24 protein-coding genes, 2 pseudogenes and 1 riboswitch are annotated in these 24,126 nt (G+C 43.7%); of the genes and pseudogenes, 13 read left to right on the forward strand and 13 right to left on the reverse strand.

Annotation, left to right across the window (positions count from 1 at the left end; genetic code table 11):
- Positions 1 to 129: 129 nt before the first annotated feature.
- Positions 130 to 486 (reverse strand): helix-turn-helix domain-containing protein, encoded by a 357-nt coding sequence (locus BBH88_RS16160; protein ID WP_006829113.1) that lies wholly within the window; start codon positions 484 to 486, stop codon positions 130 to 132.
- Between the two features lie 433 nt (positions 487 to 919).
- Here BBH88_RS16160 and BBH88_RS16165 point away from each other — a divergent pair, with 433 nt between their 5' ends.
- Positions 920 to 2,416 carry a peptide MFS transporter gene (locus tag BBH88_RS16165; RefSeq protein ID WP_006829114.1) on the forward strand — a complete coding sequence of 499 codons (1,497 nt, stop codon included), beginning with the start codon at positions 920 to 922 and terminating at the stop codon, positions 2,414 to 2,416.
- A 453-nt stretch (positions 2,417 to 2,869) separates the two neighbouring features.
- Here BBH88_RS16165 and BBH88_RS16170 read toward each other — a convergent pair whose 3' ends face one another.
- Together BBH88_RS16170 and BBH88_RS16175 are read right to left on the reverse strand one after the other, a co-directional pair.
- Positions 2,870 to 3,511, reverse strand: coding sequence for a pentapeptide repeat-containing protein (locus BBH88_RS16170; protein ID WP_065536497.1), 642 nt, complete (start codon positions 3,509 to 3,511; stop codon positions 2,870 to 2,872).
- 71 nt (positions 3,512 to 3,582) lie between these two features.
- Entirely contained in the window at positions 3,583 to 4,272 is a 690-nt protein-coding gene (locus BBH88_RS16175) for a universal stress protein (protein WP_006829116.1), read from the reverse strand.
- Between the two features lie 319 nt (positions 4,273 to 4,591).
- Between BBH88_RS16175 and BBH88_RS16180 the strand changes: the two genes are divergently transcribed.
- The 10 genes from BBH88_RS16180 (at position 4,592) to BBH88_RS16225 (ending at position 12,631) form a co-directional block, all read left to right on the forward strand.
- Positions 4,592 to 6,994, forward strand: a complete 2,403-nt coding sequence (locus tag BBH88_RS16180) for a Na+/H+ antiporter subunit A (protein ID WP_065536496.1) — start codon at positions 4,592 to 4,594, stop codon at positions 6,992 to 6,994.
- Positions 6,981 to 7,403: a Na(+)/H(+) antiporter subunit B gene (locus BBH88_RS16185; RefSeq protein ID WP_006829118.1), complete on the forward strand. Its 423-nt coding sequence runs from the start codon at positions 6,981 to 6,983 to the stop codon at positions 7,401 to 7,403. Before BBH88_RS16180 ends, BBH88_RS16185 begins: the two co-directional genes overlap by 14 nt.
- 3 nt (positions 7,404 to 7,406) lie before the next feature.
- Entirely contained in the window at positions 7,407 to 7,745 is a 339-nt protein-coding gene (locus tag BBH88_RS16190; RefSeq protein WP_006829119.1) for a Na(+)/H(+) antiporter subunit C, read from the forward strand.
- Positions 7,738 to 9,222 carry a Na+/H+ antiporter subunit D gene (locus BBH88_RS16195; RefSeq protein WP_040852024.1) on the forward strand — a complete coding sequence of 495 codons (1,485 nt, stop codon included), beginning with the start codon at positions 7,738 to 7,740 and terminating at the stop codon, positions 9,220 to 9,222. The genes BBH88_RS16190 and BBH88_RS16195 overlap by 8 nt, the downstream gene beginning before the upstream one ends.
- Before the next feature lie 31 nt (positions 9,223 to 9,253).
- Positions 9,254 to 9,739 carry a Na+/H+ antiporter subunit E gene (locus BBH88_RS16200; protein ID WP_006829121.1) on the forward strand — a complete coding sequence of 162 codons (486 nt, stop codon included), beginning with the start codon at positions 9,254 to 9,256 and terminating at the stop codon, positions 9,737 to 9,739.
- Positions 9,736 to 10,020 carry a Na(+)/H(+) antiporter subunit F1 gene (locus tag BBH88_RS16205; RefSeq protein ID WP_006829122.1) on the forward strand — a complete coding sequence of 95 codons (285 nt, stop codon included), beginning with the start codon at positions 9,736 to 9,738 and terminating at the stop codon, positions 10,018 to 10,020. The genes BBH88_RS16200 and BBH88_RS16205 overlap by 4 nt, the downstream gene beginning before the upstream one ends.
- Complete coding sequence (locus BBH88_RS16210; protein WP_006829123.1) at positions 9,998 to 10,348, forward strand: Na+/H+ antiporter subunit G; 351 nt, start codon at positions 9,998 to 10,000, stop codon at positions 10,346 to 10,348. Before BBH88_RS16205 ends, BBH88_RS16210 begins: the two co-directional genes overlap by 23 nt.
- 171 nt (positions 10,349 to 10,519) lie before the next feature.
- On the forward strand, positions 10,520 to 11,215 hold the full coding sequence (locus BBH88_RS16215) for a DUF1538 domain-containing protein (RefSeq protein WP_006829124.1): 696 nt from the start codon (positions 10,520 to 10,522) through the stop codon (positions 11,213 to 11,215).
- Complete coding sequence (locus BBH88_RS16220) at positions 11,212 to 11,949, forward strand: DUF1538 domain-containing protein (protein ID WP_006829125.1); 738 nt, start codon at positions 11,212 to 11,214, stop codon at positions 11,947 to 11,949. Before BBH88_RS16215 ends, BBH88_RS16220 begins: the two co-directional genes overlap by 4 nt.
- Complete coding sequence (locus BBH88_RS16225) at positions 11,939 to 12,631, forward strand: P-II family nitrogen regulator (protein WP_065536495.1); 693 nt, start codon at positions 11,939 to 11,941, stop codon at positions 12,629 to 12,631. Before BBH88_RS16220 ends, BBH88_RS16225 begins: the two co-directional genes overlap by 11 nt.
- 106 nt (positions 12,632 to 12,737) lie before the next feature.
- Here BBH88_RS16225 and BBH88_RS16230 read toward each other — a convergent pair.
- A pseudogene (locus tag BBH88_RS16230) lies at positions 12,738 to 13,010 on the reverse strand (catalase-related domain-containing protein); the annotation flags it as partial.
- Positions 13,011 to 13,116: 106 nt separating this feature from the next.
- Here BBH88_RS16230 and BBH88_RS16235 point away from each other — a divergent pair.
- The gene (locus BBH88_RS16235) at positions 13,117 to 14,304 is read left to right on the forward strand and encodes a CDP-glycerol--glycerophosphate glycerophosphotransferase (RefSeq protein ID WP_006829127.1); all 1,188 of its coding nucleotides are present in this window, start codon (positions 13,117 to 13,119) and stop codon (positions 14,302 to 14,304) included.
- A 69-nt stretch (positions 14,305 to 14,373) separates the two neighbouring features.
- Here the strand turns inward: BBH88_RS16235 and BBH88_RS16240 are convergent, their stop codons facing one another.
- Positions 14,374 to 15,129 (reverse strand): exodeoxyribonuclease III, encoded by a 756-nt coding sequence (locus BBH88_RS16240; RefSeq protein ID WP_006829128.1) that lies wholly within the window; start codon positions 15,127 to 15,129, stop codon positions 14,374 to 14,376.
- Positions 15,130 to 15,551: 422 nt separating this feature from the next.
- Here BBH88_RS16240 and BBH88_RS16245 point away from each other — a divergent pair, with 422 nt between their 5' ends.
- The gene (locus BBH88_RS16245) at positions 15,552 to 16,829 is read left to right on the forward strand and encodes an MFS transporter (protein ID WP_065536493.1); all 1,278 of its coding nucleotides are present in this window, start codon (positions 15,552 to 15,554) and stop codon (positions 16,827 to 16,829) included.
- Positions 16,830 to 18,130: 1,301 nt separating this feature from the next.
- Here the strand turns inward: BBH88_RS16245 and BBH88_RS16250 are convergent.
- The 8 genes and pseudogenes from BBH88_RS16250 to BBH88_RS19705 form a co-directional block, all read right to left on the reverse strand.
- Positions 18,131 to 18,940, reverse strand: a complete 810-nt coding sequence (locus tag BBH88_RS16250; protein WP_006831686.1) for a YkuS family protein — start codon at positions 18,938 to 18,940, stop codon at positions 18,131 to 18,133.
- 88 nt (positions 18,941 to 19,028) lie between these two features.
- Entirely contained in the window at positions 19,029 to 19,517 is a 489-nt protein-coding gene (gene thiW, locus BBH88_RS16255; protein ID WP_006831685.1) for an energy coupling factor transporter S component ThiW, read from the reverse strand.
- The gene (gene thiE, locus BBH88_RS16260; protein ID WP_269148238.1) at positions 19,514 to 20,167 is read right to left on the reverse strand and encodes a thiamine phosphate synthase; all 654 of its coding nucleotides are present in this window, start codon (positions 20,165 to 20,167) and stop codon (positions 19,514 to 19,516) included. Before thiE ends, thiW begins: the two co-directional genes overlap by 4 nt.
- Positions 20,151 to 20,996 (reverse strand): bifunctional hydroxymethylpyrimidine kinase/phosphomethylpyrimidine kinase, encoded by an 846-nt coding sequence (gene thiD / locus BBH88_RS16265; protein WP_065536492.1) that lies wholly within the window; start codon positions 20,994 to 20,996, stop codon positions 20,151 to 20,153. The genes thiE and thiD overlap by 17 nt, the downstream gene beginning before the upstream one ends.
- Entirely contained in the window at positions 20,993 to 21,778 is a 786-nt protein-coding gene (gene thiM, locus BBH88_RS16270; RefSeq protein ID WP_065536491.1) for a hydroxyethylthiazole kinase, read from the reverse strand. The genes thiD and thiM overlap by 4 nt, the downstream gene beginning before the upstream one ends.
- Before the next feature lies 1 nt (position 21,779).
- Positions 21,780 to 22,463 carry a thiaminase II gene (gene tenA, locus BBH88_RS16275; protein ID WP_065536490.1) on the reverse strand — a complete coding sequence of 228 codons (684 nt, stop codon included), beginning with the start codon at positions 22,461 to 22,463 and terminating at the stop codon, positions 21,780 to 21,782.
- A 414-nt stretch (positions 22,464 to 22,877) separates the two neighbouring features.
- Positions 22,878 to 22,981, reverse strand: a riboswitch (TPP riboswitch).
- 274 nt (positions 22,982 to 23,255) lie between these two features.
- Positions 23,256 to 23,813 carry a hypothetical protein gene (locus BBH88_RS16280; protein ID WP_006831711.1) on the reverse strand — a complete coding sequence of 186 codons (558 nt, stop codon included), beginning with the start codon at positions 23,811 to 23,813 and terminating at the stop codon, positions 23,256 to 23,258.
- Positions 23,814 to 23,899: 86 nt separating this feature from the next.
- Positions 23,900 to 24,070, reverse strand: a pseudogene (locus BBH88_RS19705) (IS1595 family transposase); the annotation flags it as partial.
- Between the last annotated feature and the right edge of the window lie 56 nt (positions 24,071 to 24,126).

Raw genomic sequence — 24,126 nt, forward strand, 5'->3', positions numbered from 1 at the left:
ATATAAGATAAACAGTTTTCCCATAACTGTATTTATCTTTTCGCTCTGGTTCCATTGACATCTCTCCATCATAAAAAAATGCCCATTCCTTTGGCAAGGAATGGGCATTTCGATTGGGCTTTTCAGCAATTAAGAAGTCGCAACTCCATAACTGCCCATACGACGTTTAACTTGTATGAAAGACGCAGCTTCAGCAATTTCATGCTGATTGAGTGGCTGGTCATCCAGCATTAAATTGTAATCGTTTAAGAAGCTAGTGTTTTGAAGATCCACATTGATTGTCCGTTCGCTGCGATCCAACAAACTGTCTACTGATATCTCAAAATAATCGGCAAGTCTTTCGAGATGCACTACAGAAACTTGTTTCTTTCCACTTTCATAAGCCCAGACCGTACTTTTTGCAAAGCCGATTTCTTCTGCCAATTCTTCAGTAGATAGTCCTTTAGCTTCTCTTAAGTCCTTGATTCGTTTGCTTAACTGTTTCATTGCATGCTCCTGCTTCCTATTTAAAATTCTAAGTATTTTAAATATACTGCACCTTGAGCTTTTTCACAATCTTTTTTGGATAATTATATAAAAAAGTGTGAATAATTAGTGAACACTAAGTATAAGTTACTTAATATGGTAATTTTATAGTATTTTATACATAATTAATTTACTATAAAGGAATATATTTAAAATAGCAGGTAATTAGACTCTTTGAATAGTTAGCCTTCTAAAAATGCTGCCATACTTAAAAACTAATAAAAAACAAAAATTAGAATTAAATAATTATTTTAAAAAACTTATTTCCTTTTTTTATTTTGCTTATTTTTATTTTTTTCAAAAATAAGCTTTTATTACTCTTCATTTAAATTAATTTTGATTTTTTCAACTAAAAAAAGTATTATGTTAGAATAAACAATTGGAGGTTAGTATGATGTCTGAAAAGTATTCTCGGCAAGAAATTGTGAATAGTGTTCCTCAAAAAGGCTTTTTTGGTCATCCCAAAGGGCTATTCACGTTATTTTTTACAGAGTTCTGGGAGCGGTTCTCCTATTATGGAATGAGAGCCATTCTAGTTTTTTATATGTATTACGAAATGTCCGCAGGTGGTCTTGGTCTAGATAAAACGACCGCGTTATCCATCATGTCTATATACGGATCACTTGTTTATATGTCTGGAATCATCGGTGGCTGGTTAGCCGACCGGATATTCGGTACGTCAAGGGCCGTTTTTTATGGTGGGGTTCTTATTATGCTCGGACACATCGCTTTAGCGATTCCCGGAAACCTCGCTTTGTTCTTTGTTTCCATGGTGCTGATTGTCCTAGGTACTGGACTTTTGAAGCCCAACGTATCGAGTGTCGTAGGTGAAATTTACGCTGAAAACGATGATCGCCGCGATGCAGGCTTCAGTATTTTCTACATGGGGATCAACATGGGTGGCTTTCTCGCTCCGTTAATTGTCGGTACCGTCGGGATGAGAATCAGCTTCCATTTAGGTTTCAGTATTGCAGCTGTCGGCATGTTCCTTGGTTTGGTCATATTTTTAGCTACAAAAAAGAAAAATCTTGGCTTGGCTGGAACAATTGTGCCAAATCCTTTATTGCCTTCGGAACGTAAGACGACAATTAAAATTTTCACAATCGGCGCCTTGGTTATCGCGGCAGCTGTTGCCATTGGGATTCCAACTGGATTACTAACTTTTGATAGCTTCGTAGCTACTGTCGGAATTTTCGGAATTCTGATTCCGGTCGCTTATTTCACAGTGATGTATCGCAGCAAAAAAACGACAGAAGTGGAACGCTCACATTTACTGGCTTATATTCCATTGTTCATTGCCTCAGTTATGTTCTGGGCGATTCAAGAACAAGGTTCAACAATTCTTGCCGCATATGCGGATACGCGTACGGACCTTGAATTTGCAGGAATCAGCATTTCTCCCGCATGGTTCCAATCTTTAAATCCGTTATTCATCATCATGCTGGCTCCAGTCTTTGCTTGGCTGTGGGTTAAGCTTGGAAGTAAACAACCATCTATTCCACAAAAGTTCTCTCTTGGCCTATTATTTGCCGGATTGTCCTTCCTGGTAATCCTATTGCCTGCTTACTTCGGCGGCGCTTCAGCATTGGTCAACCCACTTTGGTTGGTTCTTAGTTATTTCATCGTCGTACTTGGTGAACTTTGTCTCTCTCCAGTAGGATTATCGGCAACAACCAAATTGGCACCTGCCGCTTTTTCTGCTCAAACAATGAGCCTGTGGTTCCTTTCCAACGCTGCCGCTCAAGCAATCAATGCGCAATTGGTCAAGTTCTACACAGTAGAAAATGAAATGATGTATTTCGGAATCATTGGGGGCGTTTCCATCGTCCTCAGTATCCTATTATTCATCTTCGCACCGCGTATCCAAGGATTTATGAAAGGTGTCCGGTAATACAGAAAAGCGCAAGCGCCTGGTCAGCTCTGACAGGCATAAGGCAGACCAGCAGTGTGGCGCTCTTTGCCACGCGGCTGGGTTGACTTATGTCCCGAAGAGCTAGGCGCTGGAGTCTGGATCTAAGGAAAAGCGGAAATGGCCGTTCAGCTCCGACAGGCATAAGACGCTCTGGCGAAGCGACGTGTTTTCAGTCGCACAGTCAGAGTGACTTATGTCCCGAGGAGTTGGCCATTGCAGCTGGATCTCTAGAAAAGCGCAAGCGCCTGGTCAGCTCTGACAGGCATAAGGCAGACCAGCAGTGTGGCGCTCTTTGCCACGCGGCTGGGTTGACTTATGTCCCGAAAAGCTAGGCGCTGGAGTCTGGATCCATAGAAAAGCGCAAGCGCCCTATAGCCATCAAAAAAAGCCCGACAGTCAAAACTGTTGGGTTTTTTTTCGCGTTTCTTCTATTTAGTTGCTCACTACAATCATTCCCATTTGCCGTGCAAATGCGATAGCTTGATCTGGTGATACCTTGCATCCCTGTAACTTTTCAATGGACACTTGAATGCTGTCAAAAGTATTGGTGCTCAGGTCGATGCCTTTCAAGCTGGTTTCCGTAAAATTAATATCATTCATCTCGCACATACGGAATTCGCTGCTCTTCAATTCCATCTGGTAAAAGTCCGCAAAACGCATGGAAGAAGAGATAAAGCTTACCGTATTGCACAAAGAAAAGCCGAACGTGGCGTAATTCATGACGCACTCATCAAAAAGAGTATGGCGTATTCCCGCTTCAACAAAATTAGTACCCAGCAATTTGGAGTTTCGGAATTCAGTCCGGTGAAAAACGGTGCGACTCAAGTCCGCATTCGATAAGTCACAATTCAAAAAAACGACATCAACAAACTCTGAACGCGGCCAACTAGTTTCTAAAAAGTTGACGTTCTCAAAGACTACCTTGTCAATATGAAGTGCTTCTTCCGTACTAAAATCAATGGTTTCCTGCGAAATCTTGCAATTGCTTATGTAATTGTCATCTATGACCTCAGCAAACGAACGGGTTTCTAGTTCTTTTGGGATTAGCGGTTCCAACCTTTTGGTTTTCTTCATAATTCACTGAATCTCCCCTTTAGTCAACAAAAGACTGCCCCGATGGCGAAGCAGCCTTTTGTCGTTGTTATTTACTTTTTCACTAATTCTTTATCTAAGCATTCGTCAATAATTTCAGGTAAGTCAATCCAGTCTTCCGTCACTTCCACTTGATACACTTTATTGTCATGCATGAATTTGAAGATACCGTTATCAAAATCGGTACCGATTTCCTTAAAGAAAATCCCTTCAAGCTGGCAGTTTTTTGATTGGGTAAAATTGATCTTGTAGCTGTCTTCGTCTTTTACCAAGTAACAGCGTACACCCTTTTCAAACTCGTCCCCTTCAACACCCTTGACTGTGCGAGCCAAAGAAACGACATGAAGATCGACTAATGGAATTTCACGCAGCAGCATATTCAGGAACGAACCTTTAGTAATTTCTTCCCATCTGCTTCTTGCAGTCTGTCCAATAATAATTTGTGTAATATTGAACTCATGAGCCACTTCCGCAATCACTTTTGCAGAGGGGCGTTTTTCACTATCACGAACAATAAACTCTTCAGCTTCGTACTCTTCAGCAAGTTCTCTCCATCGTTCAACATAGGATGCTTTTTCAGCGTCAAATTCATCAATAGACTTTTGATCCACTGTTAAAATATACAATGGACAATCCAACATAGTAGCAAGTTTATTACCCCGATTGATCAAACGTTCACCATTCGGCCCATAAAAAACACATACCAGGATGCTTTCATCCATTCGTCCTCTGATTTTCTTCATTTATGTTCACCCCCCTGGAAATATAATTCATATCCTAACATTCAAAACTATGAAATTGTACTTCTTCTTTCATAGAAAATCAATGGTTTTCGTCTACTCTCAGTTTTCCATCCAGCAAGACTTGCCGACCTTTTTCGATCCAGCACCTGCTGGCAAATGAAAAGCGCCTAGCTTTCCTGTATAATTTATATTGGTTGCTTTACAAGCCCTTATCATATCATATTGCAAACAAAGCGAAACCTGTTTCCTATATTATATACCCATCCTTTGATTTTTCCATTCACAACTGATTTTCAAATCCAAAACAGGAGGTTCTGCTGTGTACTCACTGATCTTAGCTATCTTAATTCCTTTTATCGCCGCCGCCCTTATTCCGCTCATACATAAACGAATCGGAGCACTGCACATCGGCTGGCTCGTGCTTTTGGTCCCTTTCACTTTGTTTGTTATTTTCGTCATACAGATCCCCACTATATCAAATGGGGAACAACTGATTCAATCAGTCAACTGGATTCCTTCAATGGGCATTAACTTTACAGCTTATCTTGATGGCCTCAGCTTGATCATGGTTCTACTAATCACCGGTATGGGGAGCCTTGTAGTTCTTTACTCCATCTACTATTTATCATCTTCCGATTCTTTCCCACATTTTTACGCTTACTTGCTGCTGTTCATGGGCGCTATGATGGGTGCTGTCCTATCTGACAACCTCCTTGTTCTGTACATCTTCTGGGAATTAACCAGCATTTCTTCCTTCCTGCTTATCGCTTTCTGGTATCACCGTAAAAATTCCCGCTATGGTGCTCAAAAGTCATTATTGATTACCGTATTCGGCGGTTTCGGAATGCTTGCCGGATTCTTAATGCTGCATTCTATGACAGGCACTTTCAGCATTCGGGAAATTGCAGCTGTCATTGGCCAGTACACTGAACATGCTTTGTTTTATCCGGCAATGTTTCTGGTGCTGCTCGGTGCCTTCACCAAATCGGCACAGTTTCCTTTCCACATCTGGCTGCCGGATGCGATGGAAGCACCGACTCCTGTCAGTGCTTATCTGCACTCTGCCACGATGGTCAAAGCAGGTATTTACTTGGTCGCTCGTTTCACCCCGCTTTTTGGAGGAAGTGCTGCTTGGTTCTGGACAGTCACACTCGTGGGGCTTGTCACTTTATTCTGGGGAGCATTCTGTGCCGTCCGTCAGACAGATTTGAAGGCCTTACTCGCCTATTCCACTATCAGCCAGCTGGGTTTGATCATGAGTCTGTTCGGTCTGGGGTCAGCCGCTTTACATTTTGGCGATGGCGAATTAGGTGAACTTTATGGATTGGCCATATTTGCTGCATTGTTCCATATGGTCAACCACTCTACATTTAAGGGAGCACTTTTCATGGTGATCGGCATCATCGATCACCAGGTTGGAACGCGCGACATCCGGCGCTTGGGGGGACTCATGTCGTTTCTGCCCATCACTTTTACATTCGCTGTCATCGGCAGCTTTTCAATGGCCGGGTTGCCTTTTTTTAACGGGTTTTTGAGTAAGGAAATGTTTTTTACAGCCACGGTCAATGCGACTAGCCTTCCCCTTTTCGGAACCTCGGCATGGGGCTTGCTGATTCCTGTGGTCGCCTGGGTCGCTTCTGTATTCACTTTCGTCTACTGTATGATTTTTGTGTTCCGTACTTTTTTTGGTACACCTCAATTAAAGAAGTTGGATCGAAAACCGGTAGAGCCGTCAATTGGCATGCTCATTTCTCCGGCCATTCTTTGCGTATTGATTGTCGGCTTGTTTTTTGCCCCCAACCTGCTCGGTGACCACTTACTGAAACCCGCTCTGAATGGCATCATTCCCGGAATTCCAGGAGCTGCCCCTCATATTTCGGCATGGCATGGTTTTAATGCCGAATTATTTATGACATTGGGAATTATAGTAATTGGAACAGTTCTTTTCCTTACTTTCCGTAGCTGGTACAAGATTTACCTCATCCAGCCAGCGGGATGGAATTTCACCGTGCTTTACAATTCTTTCCTGAAGGATTTAAAAAAAGCAGCAAATTGGTTTACTACCCGCTACATGACAGGCTATCTCCCTGCGTATTTTGCCTATACTTTTATTTTCTTCATTGTGACATCTGGAGGAGTACTTATTTTCACCGGCGCATTGTCGATTGACCTGACAGCCGATTCGCCCATCAGTTTTTATGAAGGCATGCTAGCAGCTGCCATGGCAATCGCGGCTATCGCCATCTTATTCGCAAAGTCTCGACTTACAGCCATCTTGCTGAATGGGGTGCTAGGCTTTTCCATCGCCATTTTCTTTGTGCTATTCCGGGCGCCGGATTTGGCTTTGACACAGTTGGTCATTGAAACCGTGACAACTGCCTTGTTCCTGTTGTGCTTCAACTTTTTACCGGAATGGACAAAAGAAGATTCTCCCAAACGGACAAAGCTCCGGAATGCGGCTATCGCCATCAGCGGAGGTTTAACGGTCACGCTGATTGGTTTGACCGTCAACAGCGGAAAATTATTTGACAGCATCTCCGGTTATTTTGAAGATTCCTACGAACTGACAGGAGGAGACAATATTGTCAATGCCATTCTAGGGAATTTTCGTGCTTTTGACACCATGCTGGAATCACTTGTTCTGTTCATTGCTGGACTTGGCGTCTATACATTGATCCGCTTAAAGCTTGGAAAGGGGCCAAAAAAAGATGAACATCAATGACGTGATTTTAAAAACTGTGTCAAAAGCTGTCGTCTTAATTATTTTGACTTTCGGCATTTACCTGTTCCTTTCCGGACATAATCAGCCTGGTGGTGGATTCATTGGCGGATTGGTAATCGCTTCGGCTTTCGTGTTGATGTTTTTATCCTATGATTCGGAAACTGTCAGTGACGCATTGCCGATTGATTTCAAGAAACTGTCTGCGTTCGGCGTCTTATTGGCCACGTTGAGCGGAGTAGCTCCAATGTTTTTTGGTGGTGCTTTTTTGGCTCAGAGCTTCGGCTACTTCGATTTGCCGATCTTCGGTAAAACCGAACTTGCCACTGTCACCATATTTGAAGCCGGCATCGCATTAACAGTCATCGGCGTTGTCGTGAATATTATTCTTAGTATAAGTGAGGATGAGTAGCCTGTGGAATCATTGATCATTATTTTGGTCGGCGTCCTTACCACGGTCGCTATCTATCTCGTATTATCCAAAAATGTAGTGCGCATCATATTGGGAACTGCCATCTTGTCGCACGCTGTCCATCTGCTGATCTTGTCGATGGGTGGTTTGAAACTGGGTACGGTCCCGCTGCTCGGTGAAGAGGCTGAAACTTACGTGGATGCACTGCCTCAGGCACTGATTTTAACAGCAATTGTTATCAGCTTTGCTGTTACAGCCTTCGTCCTCGTGCTGGCCTACCGCGTTCACCAGGAGCTGGGTACAGATAATGTAGGAGCCATGAGAGGTTCTGATGATGAATAATATCTTAGTCCTCCCTATGCTTCTTCCGATTATTGTTGGTGTACTGCTGATTTTCCTCCGGACCTATGGCCGTATCCAAGCCTGGATAAGCATTGCCGCCATGGTCGTGACTGCTGGCATCTCTTTCTATCTTTTGCATACGGTACAGACTGATGGCATTTTCCGTTTGGATTTCGGGGGCTGGGAACCGCCTTTCGGCATTTTATTCGTCGCCGATTCCTTTGCCGTTCTGCTGGTTCTGACCTCCAGCATTGTGACAGCTGTTTGCTTGAGCTATGCACTGATTTCCACCAGTAAAGAGCTGCAGACCATGTATTTTTATCCGACTGTGCTGTTTCTGGCAGCCGGCGTCAACGGTTCGTTCTTGACCGGCGATTTATTCAATTTGTTTGTCTGTTTTGAAGTGATGCTGTTGTCTTCTTATGTACTGTTGACTTTGGGAAACTCCAAACGCCAGCTGCGCGAAGCCATAAAATATGTGTCCATCAATATCGTTTCTTCCTGGTTCTTCCTAGTGGCTTTGGCTTTCCTCTACGGAGCAGTTGGTACATTGAATATGGCGCATGTGGCTGAACGGGTTGCAGAAGTAGGCCAAACCCCTCTGCTGACCACTATCAGCATCATCTTTTTGACCGTCTTTAGTTTAAAGGCTGGATTGCTTCTGTATTTCTGGCTTCCTGGATCTTATAGTTCACCGCCTGCTGTGACCTCCGCCCTTTTTGGCGCTTTATTGACCAAGGTTGGCATTTACGCTCTTTTCCGTGTTTTTTCACTGATCTTTTACCACCAGCCGGAAATTACGCATACCATCATCGGCATCATGGCTGCACTGACCTTGATCGGAGGCAGTTTAGGGGCAATCGCTTTTAATGACCTTCGCAGCATTGCAGCTTATAACGTGGTAATTGCTGTCGGTTTCATGCTGGTCGGTTTGGCGATTGCCACTCCTGCTGCTATTGAAGGGTCCATTTACTACCTGATTCACGACATGGTTGCCAAAGCACTGCTGTTTTTACTTGTCGGTACGATGATCACGCTGAGTGGCACTTCAAAAATGGCAGGGATGAGCGGACTCATGAAAAATTATCCACTGCTTGGCTGGTCTTTCTTCATCGCAATGCTATCGCTTGCTGGCATTCCGCCACTCAGCGGTTTTATCGGAAAAGTCCTGATTTCTAGCGCGGCAATCGATAGCGGGTCCTATGTGCTGCTGTCACTGGCACTGTTATCTAGCATTTTTGTGCTTTACTCTCTGCTTCGCGTCTTTAAAAACTGTTTCTGGGGAGCAACAATTGTTAGCAAGGAAGAGCAGCTGCCATTGCGCAGAGGCGTCCTGTTGCCTTGTTTGGCGCTCGTATTCCTGACCATCAGCATTGGTTTGGGCACGGAAGGATTATCGCCTTATGTTACGGATGCTGCTGAAACATTACTGAATCCAGGTATTTACATCGATGCGGTCTTAGGCATCATCCAGTAAATCCATTCGCTATCGAAAGGAGTGAATCCAAGTGCCGGCTCAATTCCTGTTAAATATCACCATTGCTTTGCTGTGGACATTGTTGATGGATGAAGACGCTTTTTATATTCCAACTTTTTTAACTGGTTATTTGATTGGTATCGGAATTCTTTTCCTCATGCACCGTTTCTTTGGGACCAAGTTTTATTTACTGCGAGTCTACTCTGCCGTTAAACTATTGCTGATTTTTATTTCGGAACTTTCTCAATCCAGTTTGCTGATCATGAAACAGATTCTAAGCCCGAAGCTGAAAATAAAACCCGGCATCTTCACTTATGAGCACAGCATGGAAGGTGATTACGAGTTGACCACACTTGCCCTCCTGCTGACTCTTACACCGGGCTCTGTCGTAATGGAAGTATCTCCGGACGGGAAAATTTTCTATATCCATGCAATGGATATAGAAAGTTCGCGTGATTCCGTACTGAAGTCCATCAAGGTTTTTGAAAAAGCAATTATGGAGGTGACGAGAAATTGATCGATACCCTTTTGACAATCGCTCTATCCCTTTTTATACTGGCCATCATTCTGGCGCTTTACCGGATTATTCGCGGACCTTCGATGCCGGACCGCGTAGTCGCATTGGATATAATCGGGGTCAATTTGATCTCAGGAGTAGCTGTATTCTCCGTTGTTCTCAGCACCCATGCATTTCTCGAAGTCATCTTGATTGTCGGTATTCTAGCATTTATCAGTACCCTCGCTTTAGCGCGTTTTGTTGAAAGGGGCGATATCGTTGAACATAAACATCATCGGTGAATACTTCGGCGTTTTTCTAATTCTGATTGGAAGCATTATGGCTGTAATCAGTGCCATCGGGATTCTTCGGCTCCCCGATGTCTACACGCGTTCACACGCCGCCACCAAAAGTTCTACATTGGCAGTTCTGCTGTCCTTATTAGGCACCTTTATTTACTTTTGGGCATCCGAAAACTTTATCAGCGTCCGTCTCCTGTTGGGCATAACGTTTGTCTTTTTAACAGCACCTGTCTCTGGTCATCTGATTACACGGGCTGCATACCGTTCAAATGTTAAATTGGCTGACTCTTCTAAAGAAGATGCATTGGAAGAGTTATTAAAAAAATAAGACTATAGCCTATTGAGTTTTTCTATCCTAGACAGTTATCAAAACTGCACAATAGAGAGCATTGTCACTCCAAAGAAGTGCTGCAATGCTCTTTTTTTATCATTAAAGCAAAAGTTTATAAATTCCTTTGTAGGGAATAGGAGTAGAAAAAAGAATGGAGACGGACAACTGATGGAAAATGTGAGAGACACTTTTAAAGAAGTTGCCGCCGCAATCCTTCCCGTCACTATAGTCGTCATTGTTTTACAGCTCGTCTTTATTAGAGTGCCCTTTGAAGCAGTCATCCAATTTCTGGTTGGGGTACTTTTTGTCAGCCTCGGATTTTTCCTGTTCCTTATCGGGGTCAATGCCGGGCTGTTACCCATCGGCGAAATGATCGGCAGGAGGCTCCCAAGCACAAAAAAAGCCGGATTTATTATTGCAACCGGCTTTTTACTGGGCCTTGTAGTTACTGTTGCCGAACCCGATGTCCGTGTTCTTGCAAAACAAATTGAAGAAGTATCAGCAGGAGCGGTCAGTGCAGGCATACTCATCTTCTCAGTATCTCTCGGTTTGGCTATTTTCGTCGCACTGGCTATGATCCGCACCATCTTTAGAATTCCCCTCCACTATATGCTCATCGGCGGTTATACTCTGGTTTTTCTCTTATCTTTTTTTGTACCTGAATCCTTTATCTCCATTTCCTTTGATTCCGGAGGTGTGACGACTGGCCCAATGGCAGTTCCATTTATCTTGGCCCTTGGAATTGGCGTGGCTTCTGTGCTCCGCACAGAGGATGACAGTTCCGGTGAAAAATTCGGCTTAATCGGGCTGGCATCCATTGGGCCGATTCTGGCAGTGATGGTGCTGGGGGTGCTATTCAGGTGAATATTCATGTTTTCGATGGATTTCAAACGGTACTGGTGGAAGTCAGCATGGCGCTGCTCCCGCTTCTGGTTTTCTTCGCTGCTTTTCAGATCTTCATGCTGAAACTGCCTGTGCAGCGAGTTCTACAGGTGGGGCTCGGTTTTATTTTGACCTTTCTTGGCCTTTCCTTTTTTCTGCAAGGTGTCCATGTCGGTTTTATGCCGGTTGGAACAATGATGGGAGAAGAACTTGGCAACTGGGAAAATAAATGGTTGTTGATTCCAATCGGTTTCGTTCTTGGCTTTACCGCAACTTTTGCTGAACCGGCAGTCAGTATCATGACAGATGAGGTCGATCAAGAAACCGGAGGATACATCTCACAAAAAATGATGCTTTATACTTTATCCTTGGGAGTCGGCGTCTCTATCGCGTTGTCCATGCTTAGAATATTAATGGACTGGTCGTTATGGTATTTTATCATTCCTGGTTATCTGCTGGTATTTATCCTTGTACTTTTTTCAACTCAGACCTTCATTGGCATCGCTTTTGATTCTGGCGGGGTGGCGACCGGGCCCATGACCGTTACATTTATCGTTGCTGTGGCAGTGGGGATTTCAACCGCAATTGAGGGCAGTGATCCTATGACGGATGGCTTCGGTATGATTGCCCTCGTGGCCCTCACCCCAATTATCGCTGTCCTGTTGCTGGGCCTGATCTTCACTAGAAAAGGTGGGAAAAAATCCAATGATTCTTAATCACAAATTGATGATTGCCATCGTTAAAAGAGGCCATTCACGCGAAGTAATTTCGGCTGCTAAACACGCTGGAGTTAGTGGGGCAACTGTCATATATGGAGAAGGAATAGGAAGAAATGAAAAATCTACCTTCCTGGGTTTACCGGCAACTCATGAGAAAGATGTTATTTTCTTGGCACTGGATGGCGAACATGAAAATGCTGTAGCACAAGCTGTCTCCGATGCAGGGAAGTTGGGGAAATCGGGATACGGGTTGGGCTTTACTGTACATCTAAGTAAGTTGCTGGGAGTGCCGCATCTTTCCGAACGGATGGATGACAGAAAAAGGAAGAGGGGGGTTACAGATTTGGAATCAACCATGAAGGATTTTCAATTGATTGTAACCATCGTAAATTCGGGAGACTCTGCAGCCGTTGTCAAAGCAGCTTCAAAAGCAGGAGCAGAAGGCGGCACCATTTTGAATGGCCGTGGTACCGGCGTCAACGAGCAGCAAAAGTTTTTGAACTTCACAATCGATCCGGAAAAAGATGTAGTATTGATACTTGTTCCCACCAGCTACGCAGAAAAAGTGGTAAAGAGCATCGAAGAAGCTGTCGATTTAAATGCCCCTGGAAAAGGAATAGCATTTCTCATTGACGTTGAAAATGTTTTTGGCGTGAACCACTCCTCTTTAGACAGCTAAAATCAGTAGCTGCATAGCGGCTGAATCCGACTAATAGAATTTTTTAAAAAGAGGGTACAGGCACGCAGCAGAGGCGTTACTGTACCTTTTTGAATTTTAATATGGCTTATCGTGCCTTCTTGCCGATGCCCCCTCCCCACTTTGTCGAACGCCTTTTACCAAAAACTCCATACATGAGCCTTTCATTTTCTTTCATCGCTTTGATTTTCTGGGCCACATTCTCTCGTATGCGGCGTCCGTAGTCTTCATCCGGTCGAGCAAAATTATGAACCACTTCTTCTTGTATTCTTGAAACACAAATCGATAAGGCGTCGCCCAGATTATTGATTAGTTCATCGCGTTCCCAATCTTCGAAGCTTTGGTATATTTGCCCCACTTGTCCAAAATTATTGGTTCAAACAATTAGTTTTCAACTGGAGATAGACAAAGACAGCAATATATGAAAAACTAAAGTAATGACAACTAGTAGAAAGCAGGGCTTTTAGATGAGTGTAGAATTAAAAGAAAAAGGGAGATGGGATCCTTTGAAAGTATTTTCAAAAGTCTCAGCCGCATATCTCCTCGCCTTTTTCACGAAGAAAAAAGATGGAAAGAAAATAGCCTTGGTCGGGGGCAACCTCGGAGAAAAGTATGAAGACAACGCTGCGGTTTATCACAAATACATACTGAATAACCACAAGGAACAAGTAACCGCCTATTGGATGTACGATCCTAAAACCTCCTACGCCAAGGATCAAAAAATCGAAAATGCTGTTCCGCTTGGAAGTTTCAAGAATTATTTGCTGTTTTTCCAGGCTGATTACACGTTCCACGGACACTCTCTTCTATATGATATTGTTCCCTCAGCCGACAAATTTCTTTTCCTCAACCGGAAAACCCTCATTACCCATGTCAGCCACGGAATTGAAGGTTTCAAGAAAATACTGATTCAAAAAGAAGACGTACCGCTGTTGAAGAGAACAGATTATTTCAATTGTGCTTCACAATATGAGTACGACCTGAAGCTGAACGAATGGAAAATCCCTGAACAGAAACTGATTATAACTGGCTTTCCACGATTTGACCGGTACCCACCCAATCAGCCCTCTAAGGAAGTTAAGAACATTTTGATGATGATGACTTGGCGCGAATGGCTTTTTGATCTGACAAAAGATGAGTTTACCGACAGCATCTATTTTAAAAGCACAGTAGGTTTATTGAAGCACGAAGGTATTCAAAAACTGTTGTCTGAGCACGGTATTCATTTGAATATTGCATTGCATCCATTCATGAAGAAGTTCGAAAGTTACTTCACAGATTTAACAGACAACGAACACGGCATTAAATTCCTTGACTTCAATCATGAAACCATTGAATATTCAATAGATCACAACGACATGTTGCTGACCGATATCACCAGTGTTTCCTGGGATTTTCTTTACCTCAATAAACCCATCGTCTTCTATATGTTCGACCAGCAGGAATATCTGGAAAGAAGAGGGGCTTACTTAAATATGGACACGGACCTCTATGGATACAAAGCGGATTCAATCGATCATGTCTATGAATACCTGAAAAAAATTATTGAAGAGAAAATCACTTACAACGAATGGTATCCACAAGCGAATGACTACATCGATTACTTTGATCAAGATAACTGCAAACGCCTGACGAAGCGAGTCATGAACCTCTAATAGTTTCACGTGAAACTATTAACGGATGGTATAAAGCTAAAACACACTCAAATTTTTGAGTGTGTTTTTTTATAGTGCTATCTGCAATTCGACTGGACAATGATCAGAACCCCATACATCCGCATGGATTTTTGCGCTTTTCAAACGCGGCAGCAGCTTTTGGGAGGCAATGAAATAATCGATTCTCCACCCTACATTCTTTTCACGGCAATTGGAACGGTATGACCACCAAGAATAAAAGCCTGTTTCTGTTGGATGGAAGTGGCGGAATGTATCCACAAATCCATCGGTTAAAAACTGCGTCATTTTCCCTCGCTCGTCAGGAGTAAACCCTGAATTCTTCTTATTGGCTTTTGGATTCTTTAAATCGATTTCTTCATGTGCAACATTCAAATCTCCACATAAAATGACCGGTTTTTGATTATCCAAGGTTTTCACGAATGACAAGATCGCTTCTTCCCATAATAGGCGATAGTCCAACCGAAGCAAGCCATGCTGAGAATTCGGGGTATAGACGGTGACGACATAATGACCGTCAAATTCCAACGCAATCATTCGCCCTTCTGTATCGTGTTCTTCTGATCCCAGACCGTATTGAATGGACAAAGGCTCCTCTTTCGTAAAGATTGCCGTTCCAGAATAGCCTTTCTTATGAGCATAATTCCAATATGTGTAATAGCCGGGAAGGTCCATTTCTATTTGCCCTTCCTGTAATTTGATTTCCTGCAGACAGAATACATCCGCATCTGCTTCAGTAAAAAAATCCATGAACCCTTTTTTCATAACAGCGCGAAGGCCATTGACATTCCATGAAATTAATTTCAACAACAACCCCTACTTTCTCTTCACTTATAAGTTTATACGAAGGTTAAAGCACACTCAACCTATGTGATGATGCTGCTATCTCTCATAAAGAAAAAGTTCAGCGAGCAGCATCATTCTTCTCCGCTCGGGTAGACGAGATAGGTGATCGATGCAAAACAAGTATTATTCACCTGTTGAAATCTCGGCAGCCTGCCTATAAAACCCATCGGTACCTGTCAGTAAAGATAGCTCTCAAACAACCTTTTCCCCAAATTGAAATATGTAAAATTTCTGTATTTTTTTAAACAATATGCATCATTTTTTGGAGTCTTCTTGTACAATAAAGTTATCCAATAAAGAGAAAATTCAATCCTTTTCGAGATTCATTCCACTGAACGCTAGTTGATTACTAGCAGTCAAAGCAAAACAAAGGGGATAGAGCCATGAAAAAGTTTTCGAAAGAAGAAAAAAGCTGGGCTTTATATGATTGGGGGAATTCCGCGTATTCAATTATTATCACAACAGCCGTTTTTCCAATTTACTACAAAGCATCCGCCACTGAAGCCGGCGTCAGTTTATCCGATTCGACGGCTTATCTGGGCTATACGATTGCCATATTCACTTTTATATTGGCTATGATTGGTCCTATACTGGGGACCATTGCCGATTACGAGGGAATGAAGAAAAAATTTTTTACAGCTTTCTTCCTGTTGGGTACCATTTCTACGGCATTACTAGCTTTTGTGCCAAGCGATAACTGGTTATTGATGCTGATCTGCTATATCTTTGCGGCACTTGGAGCCACCGGTGCCAATTTGTTCTATGATGCTTTTATTGTGGACGTCACGACAGAAAAACGGATGAACAGCGTTTCTGCATTTGGCTACGGACTTGGCTACATTGGTTCAACCATTCCATTTATCATTTCTATTGCGATTATCCTGCTCGCCCAAAATGAAGTGCTGCCGATTTCCACTACCACTGCCAGCCGGATTGCATTTTTAATTACTGCGGTTTGGTGGGCCTGTTTTTCACTTCCGATGTTCCGTCACGTCAAGCAGCGTTACTTTATTGAACGGGAACCAAATCCTGTTCATCAAAGTTTTAAGCGGCTCGGAAAAACCATCCGAGAAATCCGCCAGTACCGCGCCTTATTTTTGTTCTTAATTGCCTACTTCTTTTATATTGATGGGGTCGGCACCATCATTTCCCTATCGACTGCATACGGCACTGATTTGGGTTTGAGCGCAACCAACTTGTTGATTGTTCTCTTTGTTACTCAAGTAGTGGCCGCTCCCTTTGCAATTCTTTACGGCCGCTTGGCGAATCGATTTACCGGCAAAAAAATGCTGTATGTCGGAATCTGCGTATACATTGTGGTTTGTATTTATGCCTTCTTTTTAGAAACCATCACGGATTTCTGGATTTTGGCCATGCTTGTGGCAACTAGCCAAGGCGGAATTCAAGCACTCAGCCGTTCGTATTTCGGCAAACTTGTGCCTAAAGAAAATTCCAATGAATTCTTCGGCTTTTACAATATCTTCGGAAAGTTTGCTGCAATCACAGGTCCCTTGCTCGTAGCAGTCACTGCACAGGTAACTGGCAATTCAAGCATGGGCGTATTCAGTCTCGTTATTTTGTTCGTTATTGGACTCGTAGTCCTATCTCGCGTACCCGAGCCAACTCCCCACGAACCAGTAGACAAAGTAGCATCGGAATAAGAAAAGCGGAGGCAGCCGTTTAGCCCCGACAAGCGCTGAAAGCTTTGCCGGTAATGGCGTTCTTTGCCATTGCTGGCAAGGCTGAAGCGACTCGAGGGGCTGGCTGCCGGAGTCTGGACACCGAAAAGCGGAAGTGCCTATCCAGCTCTGACAGGCATAAGACAGATCAGCGAAGTGGCGCTCTTTGCCACATCGCTGGGTTGGCTTATGCCCCGAAGAGCTAGGCACTGGAGTCTGGACACCGAAAAGCGGAAGTGCCTATCCAGCTCTGACAGGCATAAGACAGATCAGCGAAGTGGCGCTCTTTGCCACATCGCTGGGTTGGCTTATGCCCCGAAGAGCTAGGCACTGGAGTCTGGACACCGAAAAGCGGAAGTGCCTATCCAGCTCTGACAGGCATAAGACAGATCAGCGAAGTGGCGCTCTTTGCCACATCGCTGGGTTGGCTTATGCCCCGAAGAGCTAGGCACTGGAGTCTGGACACCGAAAAGCGGAAGTGCCTATCCAGCTCTGACAGGCATAAGACAGATCAGCGAAGTGGCGCTCTTTGCCACATCGCTGGGTTGGCTTATGCCCCGAAGAGCTAGGCACTGGAGTCTGGACACCGAAAAGCGGAAGTGCCTATCCAGCTCTGACAGGCATAAGACAGATCAGCGAAGTGGCGCTCTTTGCCACATCGCTGGGTTGGCTTATGCCCCGAAGAGCTAGGCACTGGAGTCTGGACACCGAAAAGCGGAAGTGCCTATCCAGCTCTGACAGGCATAAGACAGATCAGCGAAGTGGCGCTCTTTGCCACATCGCTGGGTTGGCTTATGCCCCGAAGAGCTAGGCACTGGAGTCTGGACACCGAAAAGCGGAAGTGCCTATCCAGCTCTGACAGGCATAAGACAGATCAGCGAAGTGGCGCTCTTTGCCACATCGCTGGGTTGGCTTATGCCCCGAAGAGCTAGGCACTGGAGTCTGGACACCGAAAAGCGGAAGTGCCTATCCAGCTCTGACAGGCATAAGACAGATCAGCGAAGTGGCGCTCTTTGCCACATCGCTGGGTTGGCTTATGCCCCGAAGAGCTAGGCACTGGAGTCTGGACACCGAAAAGCGGAGGCAGCCGTTTAGCCCCGACAAGCGCTGAAAGCTTTGCCGGTAATGGCGTTCTTTGCCATTGCCGGCAAGGCTGAAGCGACTCGAGGGGCTGGCTGCCGGAGTCTGGACACCGAAAAGCGGAAGTGCCTATCCAACTGCTTACCTGCTCTCAATACAAAAAAAGTGTCCGCCAGATGGATTGGCGGACACCTTTGCTATTATTATTTTTTATTTTTATCTTCAGCCTTTACTGTTACGTTGCCGGTACTGTCTTTTTCGACAGATGCGTCACCCAATTCAACAACTTCGATGCCGCCTTTTTCTTTATCGGCTTCCTTATTAGCTTTTTTAATTTCTTTTTCTACTGCTTTTTCAGCTTTTTCATGTTCTTTTTCAGCTTTCTCTTGCTCTTTTTCTTCTTTTTCAGTTGCTTTTTCAACTGCTTTTTCCTGCTTTTTAAGTTCTTTTTCTTCTTGTTTTTCTACACGTTTCACCTTGAGTTCATCAGCTTTGTCTTTAGCTTTTTCTGTAATATCGCTAGTTTTCTCTTTTAGCTGATTGGCTTTTTCCTTCACCTGATCAACCGCACCGCCTGAACCTTCAGCGTTCTCTTCTTTTAGACTAGTTGTTTTCTCTTTGACAATTTCCTGAAGCTCTTTACCGCTCTTTGGTGCGAATAACAATCCTGCTGCTGCTCCGATTACTGCGCCAGTTGCGGCACCAGCCAGGAAGCCCCCACCACCGCCACTGTTTTCTTTGCGTTCAGCTTCAGTAGTCTGTGGCGCTTGAATTTTGCCGCCACGTACCAGACGCTCTTCCACTTCTTCTACGATTTCGTATAAAGTACGGCCTTTAGCCTCAACAAGTGAAACACTCATGTGATAATCAGCTAAATCTTCTTGATCTCTTACAACGATGACATCGTAATCTGTAGAATCTGATTTGTCATTCAACATATCTGTTTGGTACCCTTTTTTCTCTAAAGCTTCACGTACTGACGTAAATGGATGCTCAACTGCAATTTTTACCATATTCTGTCCACTCCCTTTTCAAAAGTCTATATTTCTTTGTTTCCCCTCATTTATGAAATTATAAACTCCTTCCAGAAAATTCAGCGATTTATTGCCAAACTTTTAGGGAGTCCACCTTTGCGAGACGTGCTACTAGGACCGCGCCCAGTATAGCGCCAGCCAAACTGGAAATGAAAAACGGTGGAACAAAAAATAAAGCTCCAAATTCTGTACCCAGGAACAGCCGGGCGTAAGGCACGGCCACCAAGGAAGCAATTATGCCAGTGCCTACTACTTCTCCTAATGCTGCAAACCGTACCTTACCGAATCTGGCGTACAGGATTCCAGCAAGCAATGCTCCGATCATCCCACCGGGAAAGGCCAGCAGCGATCCCGTTCCCGTCAATATTCTAACGACTCCAGTCAAAAAGGCGATCAATACGGCTGGGCCCGGTCCAAAAAGAATTGCCGCAATGACATTGATGGCATGTTGGATAGGGTACGCACGAGCAATTCCCGCTGGAAAATAAACAAAAGTGGAACCTGCCACTCCGATAGCGACGAACATCGCCATAAGAACCAATTTTTTTGTCTTCATTCTCCCCCACCCTCTTTATGAGAAGCTTTCAGGGCGGAAATCCGTTCGGCAACACTCTCTGCCTTTGTGATGGCTGATATGACAGCAATCCCTGAAACGCCAGCTCGCCAAACTTGGGCAGCATTTTCAGAATTGATTCCACCGATACCTACAATCGGCAGTTCGGGAAATTCATTTTTAACTGCTAAGATTTTTTTGACGCCTGCCGGTTTTTTCGCATCAGCTTTTGACATTGTCCCGAAAATCGGGCCCATTCCGACGTAATCTGCTCCGTCTTTACTAGCAATTTCAGCTTCTTGTACAGAATGAACAGAAACGCCTAGAATTTTGTCCTCGCCAATCCTTTGGCGAACTTGCGATGCTGCTGCATCATCCTGTCCGATATGAATGCCATCTGCTCCAATACGGCATGCCAGTTCGACTTGATCATTGATAATGAAAGGCACTCCGTACTCTCCGCAAAGTTGCTGGCAGCGCAAAGCAAATTCTAGCAATGCTGAGCCCGTTAATGCACCAACACCCTTTTCTCGCAATTGGAAATGACTGATGCCTCCCTTTAATGCTTCTTCTAATACTTGGAAAGGGTCTCTTGCTCCTGAACTTTGGGAGCCCATGATAAAGTAGATTGACGGTTTATTGGAAAACCTCAATTTTATTTACCTCCTTCTTTCCTAACATCCCTGCTTTGTAAGCAGCGTGGTTAGTGGGCCCATGACCTTTGCCGATATTTAATGGTTCACTAAGCGCAGCTTGGATAAATTGCTTTGCTGTGAAAATGGCATCTTTTAGTTGCTGTCCCTTAGCCAGCTCTGCTGTCACGGCCGCTGCAAATGTACAACCCGTGCCATGCGTTTGATCAGTGACAATTCGAACTGAACGGTATAAGACCGATTCTCCGTTTGTCTGCAGAAAATAATCTTCTGCGTATTCTGCATTAACCGCATGCCCACCTTTAATGACGACCGCTTTTGCGCCTAGTCCCAAAATCTGCTCAGCTGCATATCGACGGCTAGCGGCGCTTGTAATGGTGATGCCCGTCAAAGCTTCTGCCTCCGGAATGTTCGGGGTAACTAGTAAAGCCAGTGGCAACAGTTGAGTTTTCAGCGCATCGACTGCTTCTTGCTGCAACAAATCCGCACCGCCTTTAGCCATCATAACCGGATCCACGACGATATTTTCCCACCCAAATTTCCGAATCGCTGCAACGGCTTCTTTAATAATCTCCGAATTAAAAAGCATTCCTGTTTTTAAAGCAGCTAATTCAAAATCGCTACCCACTGCCCCTAATTGCATTTGTACTGCCTGTGGTGACATTGGATAAATGGCGGAGACGCCCGTCGTATTTTGGGCAGTCACGGCAGTAATAACAGAGGTGCCATAGACGTCCAGTTCTTGAAAAGTTTTTAGATCAGCTTGAATGCCAGCGCCTCCTCCAGAATCTGATCCGGCAATTGTTAAAGTTTGTGGTGTTTTTTTCATAGCACTCTCTCCTGTGAATAAATTCGCTCGGCTACTTCGCTATCCGTCAAACTTGCTAGCCTATTGATGAAAGCAACTTGAAAATCACCAGGAAGTATAGCGGTTTGACTAGCCTGTTCACCAGCAATCGCATAAAAGCGTAGAATGTCGCTCACTATCTTCAACGGATTTCCAGACTCAACAGCAAGACCTGCAGCAACAACACTACTTAGTAAACATCCCGTCCCTGTAATCGAAGCCATGATCGGATCTCCAAAAGGAATTTCAATAACAGATCTTCCGTCTGTGACAATATCTATTTTTCCAGTAACTACTACAAGCAAACCCAATTGTTTAGCAGTAGAGATAGCGAGCTCTTTGACGTCTAGGGTCCCTTCTCCGGCATCAACGCCTTTAGACTGCCAGTCTTTACCGGCTACAGCTGCAAGCTCTCCTGCATTGCAGCGAAGGACGCTGACGTCAACTGTCTCCAGAATTTCTCGAACAGCCTTGATTCGGAAGTTGCTTGCTCCTGCTCCAACAGGATCCAGAACTACAGGAATCCCCAGTTTGCTAGCCGTCTTTCCAGCAATTAGCATACTTTTTAGCGACTCTGTGTGCAGAGTTCCCATATTCAATGAGACTGCCTGGGCTAATGCAGCAAGTTCTGCTGCTTCTTCAGGCGCTTCTCCCATTATTGGAGAAGCGCCAATTGCCAATAGACCGTTGGCTTGAAAATTCGATACTACGTGATTCGTGATGCAATGAACAAGCGGATTTTTTTGTTTTATTTGTTGGAACATGTTAGACACCCACTTTATCGGTGGAATCTACAGACCAGGATTCTTTTCTCCATGCCTGATCCCAAAAATTCAATTCATAATAACTACTTTTCCGGAAATGATCTTTTAGCTCTTTACGGCGCGCTTCTGGCAATCTTTCTGCTAACCGATTCATGCGTGAAATTTGTTCGTTGACAAGTTCCCCAAACTCCTCGGAACCGTAAGTTTCAATCCAGCGATCGTAAATCGAATGATCGGGTTTGGCATCCTTTAAACGTTCCCCAATTTCATAATACAGCCAGTAACAAGGTAAAATAGCTGCCAGTACGTCTGCCAATTCACCTTGTGATGCGCGGTACATATGGTTCACATAAGCATAGGCTGTTGGAGAAGGCTCGAACGCAGCCCACTCTTCTTCTGTCACATCAAGTAGCTCCATAAATGACTCATGCAAAGATAACTCAGCACTGCACGTATGAGCTGCATGAATCGCAAAACGTTGTGTGGTTTCTAAATCTTTTGCCTTAGACGCTCCTAGCGCCTGTATTTTCGCAAAATGTGATAAGTAATAAGCGTCTTGCATGACATAAAAACGGAATATATCGACTGGCAACGTCCCATCTTCAATTCCTTTAACGAACGGGTGGTCAAAACTTGCTTGCCATAAGCTGTTGCACTCTTTTCTCACTTCTTTACAAAATGTCATTTCTCCATCTCCTTTTTTGGTTTAGTGCAGTGCCTAGCTCTTTGGGATGTAAGCCACTCTGGTCTTCAGTTTCAGAGCTAAACAGGCACTTTCACTTTTCTTCATTGTCCAGTTGCAGTGCCCAGCTCTTCTGGATGTAAGTCACTCTGGCTGTGCGGCTGAAAACATGCCACTTCACCAGAGCGTCTTACACCTGTCAGAGCTAAACAGGCACTTCCACTTTTCTTTATTGTCCAGTTGCAGTGCCTAGCTCTTCGGGATGTAAGTCACTCTGGCTGTGCGGCTGAAAACATGCCACTTCGCCAGAGCGTCTTACACCTGTCAGAGCTAAACAGGCACTTTCACTTTTCTTGTACAAAATAAAAACGCCGCTTCCCAGTAAAGGGAAGCGGCGTATGCAGTCGATAAGAAAATAGCAAACGGTCGCCACTTCCCTCCGCTGGTATGATCCAGATCAGGTTCAAAGGGTCCAAGCTAATGCTTGTCTCAGCCGATATCCGGCTCCCCCAGTGGTGTTTTTATTTATGTTTTCGAAATCACTATAGCATAGTTTCTGATAATTCTACAGCTTTTATAAAATACCTCTTGATGTCCGTAGAAAGAATCGTGTGTTTTATTTAGTAGCCACTACAACTTCTTACAGAATACGTATTGGTAAATGAAATTATTAATAAAAGAATAATAGAGATAAAAAGGCACGGAAATAGACCTTGTCGCTCATCCATACACTTTATCTATTATCTTCGTTAGTTGATGCGAATTGCCCAACAATCGCTTTTGATTCTTAAAATATTAATCAATTAACACTTTTATTTCATCTTTATTTTCATCTATTAGTTTTTCTAGTAGTTTATGATATTCTTCACCAAATTCATCCATCCATTTTGAATCATTAACATCTCCTCCTCCTAATTTCTCCTCAAGGTACGCATTGATATAAGCATTTTGTTCATTAATTTTTTTAGCGTATTCTTTTTGGAAGTCTTCTGGTGTCATATCTAGTTTTTTAGCTTGAACTATGGCATACTTACGAATTTGCTTTCCACCTTCGTCTTTTGTATTTTCAAGAGGAAGCTTTTCAAATTCATCCCGGTTTTTTTCATCACTTAAATTGGTAGAAACATCAAGGTTCATTTCCTTGACCTCTTGTTTTATCAATTCTACCCCTATTGCTGAATCCAGATAATCTAACGCAGTATCATCAGGATATAAAAAACGCAAATCACCTACTGTAATCTCTTGACCTTTTACAATCGCCGCTGCTTCATTATCATCGTATTTTGAAATGCCGCTACACCCAGCAAGCACGATCGTTCCAAATAAAATCCCTACCAACAGAATTCTCTTCAATATTCCCGCTCCTTTCTAATAACATTTCGCTATAAAACCCAACTTTTACTCAATAAAATACTCCATTAGTTGAATAACTCAAAGCTTTAAGATTGATACGTTCTTAATGACTGATAAGTTTCATTAATTGAAAATAAGCATCTTTCTATTATCATTTCATGCTTTACGATATCCAGAAATTAAAGTCAATTCAAAAAATGTTTAGGATATTTTGTAGCCACGCCATTGAACGGTTGTATCCAGCCTTTTAATTGACTGGGTTAATTAGAAGCGTCATGCTCGACGATACTTTTTTCCACATTTGAACAATCGT

The sequence above is a fragment of the Planococcus antarcticus DSM 14505 genome (assembly GCF_001687565.2).
Taxonomy (GTDB): domain Bacteria; phylum Bacillota; class Bacilli; order Bacillales_A; family Planococcaceae; genus Planococcus; species Planococcus antarcticus.